This window comes from Edaphobacter sp. (genome assembly GCF_035532915.1).
In the GTDB taxonomy this organism is placed as follows: Bacteria; Acidobacteriota; Terriglobia; order Terriglobales; family Acidobacteriaceae; genus Edaphobacter.
The window spans coordinates 1-2,516 of sequence record NZ_DATKQC010000122.1 but is presented as its reverse complement, the minus strand read 5'-3'; the positions used below and the strand labels follow the sequence as shown (position 1 = coordinate 2,516).

Annotated in this window: 4 protein-coding genes; 3 read left to right on the top strand and 1 reads right to left on the bottom strand. The window is 57.1% G+C overall.

Annotated features, from left to right (window positions below):
- The 3 genes from VMU57_RS06165 to VMU57_RS06155 all read left to right on the top strand — a co-directional run.
- Window positions 1-277: IS66 family transposase (locus VMU57_RS06165; RefSeq protein WP_325381757.1), on the top strand; the 277-nt coding region annotated here is incomplete at its 5' end.
- Between the two features lie 57 nt (window positions 278-334).
- The gene (locus VMU57_RS06160; protein ID WP_325381756.1) at window positions 335-988 is read left to right on the top strand and encodes a recombinase family protein; all 654 of its coding nucleotides are present in this window, start codon (window positions 335-337) and stop codon (window positions 986-988) included.
- Between the two features lies 1 nt (window position 989).
- Entirely contained in the window at window positions 990-1,595 is a 606-nt protein-coding gene (locus VMU57_RS06155) for a plasmid pRiA4b ORF-3 family protein (RefSeq protein ID WP_325381755.1), read from the top strand.
- Here VMU57_RS06155 and VMU57_RS06150 read toward each other — a convergent pair.
- Window positions 1,543-2,516, bottom strand: a 974-nt coding sequence (locus tag VMU57_RS06150; RefSeq protein WP_325381754.1) for a hypothetical protein, incomplete at its 5' end; no start/stop codon positions are given. The genes VMU57_RS06155 and VMU57_RS06150 overlap by 53 nt on opposite strands.

Below are 2,516 nucleotides of genomic sequence, written 5' to 3'. Positions count from 1 at the left end.
CCCGCTTGACAACAACATCGTCGAGCGGTCATTAAAGCGCGCGGTTCTTCATAGAAAGAATGCGTTGTTTTATCGCACCTTGAACGGAGCGCAGGTCGGCGATCTGTTCATGAGCCTGATCCACACATGTCAGTTATGTGGTGCCAATTCCTTCGACTACCTGGTCGAGTTGCAGCGCCACGCTCGCGAACTTGCCGCCTGTCCAGCTGAATGGATGCCGTGGAACTATCGCCAGACTCTGGCTCGAATCGGGGTCCCCGCTTCGGCAGAGTTATGATGAATCCCTGATGGCCGGAAAGGATAGTCTGCGGCCATCATCAGGGAGCATCGTGAAGTGCCCGTAAAACAAGGGTCCGTCATCAAGAAATCCGGAAGGGTTTTTGGCCAGGGGCAAAAGTCCGCCAAAACGATCCGCGTTGGCCTCTATGCGCGTGTCTCCACCCTGGACCAGCAAACACTGCCCATGCAGAATCGCGCCATGCGCGAGTATGCCGCCCGGCGCGGCTGGGCCATCGCCCTGCAGGTGAAGGAAGTCGGCTCCGGTGCAACCCAGCGTCAACTGCGGGAGAAGCTGCTGGAAGCGGCGCGGCGGCGGGAGATCGACGCCGTGCTAGTGTGGAGGCTGGACCGATGGGGAAGATCTGTCACCGACTTGCTCGCTACACTGCAGGAACTGGAACATCTCGGCGTCGGCTTCGTCTCGCTGACCGAGGCGCTGGACCTGACCACCCCAGCTGGTCGCGCGATGGCAGCGCTACTGGCAGTGTTCGCCGAGTTCGAAAGAGAGATACTGCGGGAGCGAGTACGGGCCGGACTTGCTCATGCCCGACAGAACGGCAAGCAACTGGGCCAACCCGCAACCGCAGCGCTGCATACCAAAGAGGTTCGCAAACTACACCGCTCCGGCCTCAGCAAATCCGAGATCGCCCGCCGCCTCAACATCGGTCGCACTTCCGTGCGCCGTATCCTAACATCGGAAAAGAACTGACATGGCAACGAAGAAGATCGCGAATCCGCAGGACATCTATCAAATCAAGGTCACTCTGCTCGGGACCAAACCGCCCATCTGGCGCCGGCTTCTTGTTTCCACGGCCATGACGCTGGCGCAGTTGCACGATGTACTGCAAATCGCAATGGGATGGCAGAACTGTCACATGCACGAGTTCCGTATCGGCCGCCGGTACTTCGGTAGGCCCAGTCCCGAAGAGCGGCTCATGGGAGTGACTCCAACAGAAGACGAGCGCAAAGTGAGCCTCTCTGCTCTGCTCGGCAAAATCGGCGCGAAACTGACTTACACATACGATATGGGCGATAGCTGGGAACACAGCATCGTTTTGGAAAAAGGGATCCCGGCAGACCCGGCTGCCCAATACCCGGCCTGTATCGCTGGCCAACTCGCGTGCCCGCCCGAGGACTGCGGTGGAATCCCTGGCTACTACCACCTTCTGGAAGCGATCGAAGACCGAAACCACCCGCAACACGATGAGCTGTATGAATGGGTCGGCGAGCATTACGATCCGCGGATCTTCTCCGTGGACAAGATCAATGGGCGTCTCGCAAGGACATCCCAAAGCAAAAAGTCTCGCCAGCGGTAGCTCGCTCTGTGACTACGCAGCCTTGCCGAAAAGACACAATGTAATCGGCCCCTTCGCGGAGGTTCTTTGCAGCCATATCGTCGTCGCCACAATGTCTCAAAACAATACCTAACGTGTTTAGGTATGCGCAAAGAACGGGCAGATACTCGGGGTCCTGTGCGCTGAGTTCTCGAAGAAGCCCGACCGCCTCCTGCGAACTCTGGAGGGCTTCGTCGAAAGAGCCAATGGATACCAGCATACGTGCCAAATTATCCGAGGTCATTGCAAGGTATGACAGAAACGGAGTTCGATTGAATGTCGTAAGTGTTCTGAACAGATAGGAAGCACGCCGGGCGGTAATGACTGATTCTGGATATAAGCCCATATCGTGTTGGGCATGAGCTAAATCACTCAAAAGCATAGATATCTCCACGATGAAGTCCACCGCTGAGATTTCCTTGTTTTCCATCAAAAGACATAGCCGGGAATCAATGTTTTCTCGGACTGAAAGCGCATAAGGGCGCAGGACTACCGATGTGCTAGGCAGCGCGTTGCTAATCGTCCGGAGGAGACCGAGATCGTCTGCCTCGCCTTTCTCCACGACCAACCCGAGCCAACTGAGAGGGCCTACGATAGATGTGCTCTGAGCGGAGCTGAAGTCCTGCGCGGCGCGGATGAGAAACTGAACCACCTTAGTTGGCCGACACTGAGAGGCGCGTAGAATGCTCGCCCCGCCCTGATCACCCAGCTGCGTCAATTGGTCTACGACAAAAGCCTCACCAATGATATCGGGCTCGATTGCTCCAAGCTGATCGCCATCCTTTCCCGGAAGCCAGGCCCCAAGCCTTACCAAAAAGCCGCTCGGGTTGGCCACCGAACCAAGGTGCAGTATTTGAGATTCCTTCGTCAGGGCTGCGTGGGCGTCGTCGCGTCTTAGTCCCG

Bases quoted from the DNA above. Each gene is read 5' to 3' on its own strand.
- VMU57_RS06155 (WP_325381755.1), top strand. From the start codon at position 990: ATGGCAACGAAGAAGATCGCGAATCCGCAGGACATCTATCAAATCAAG.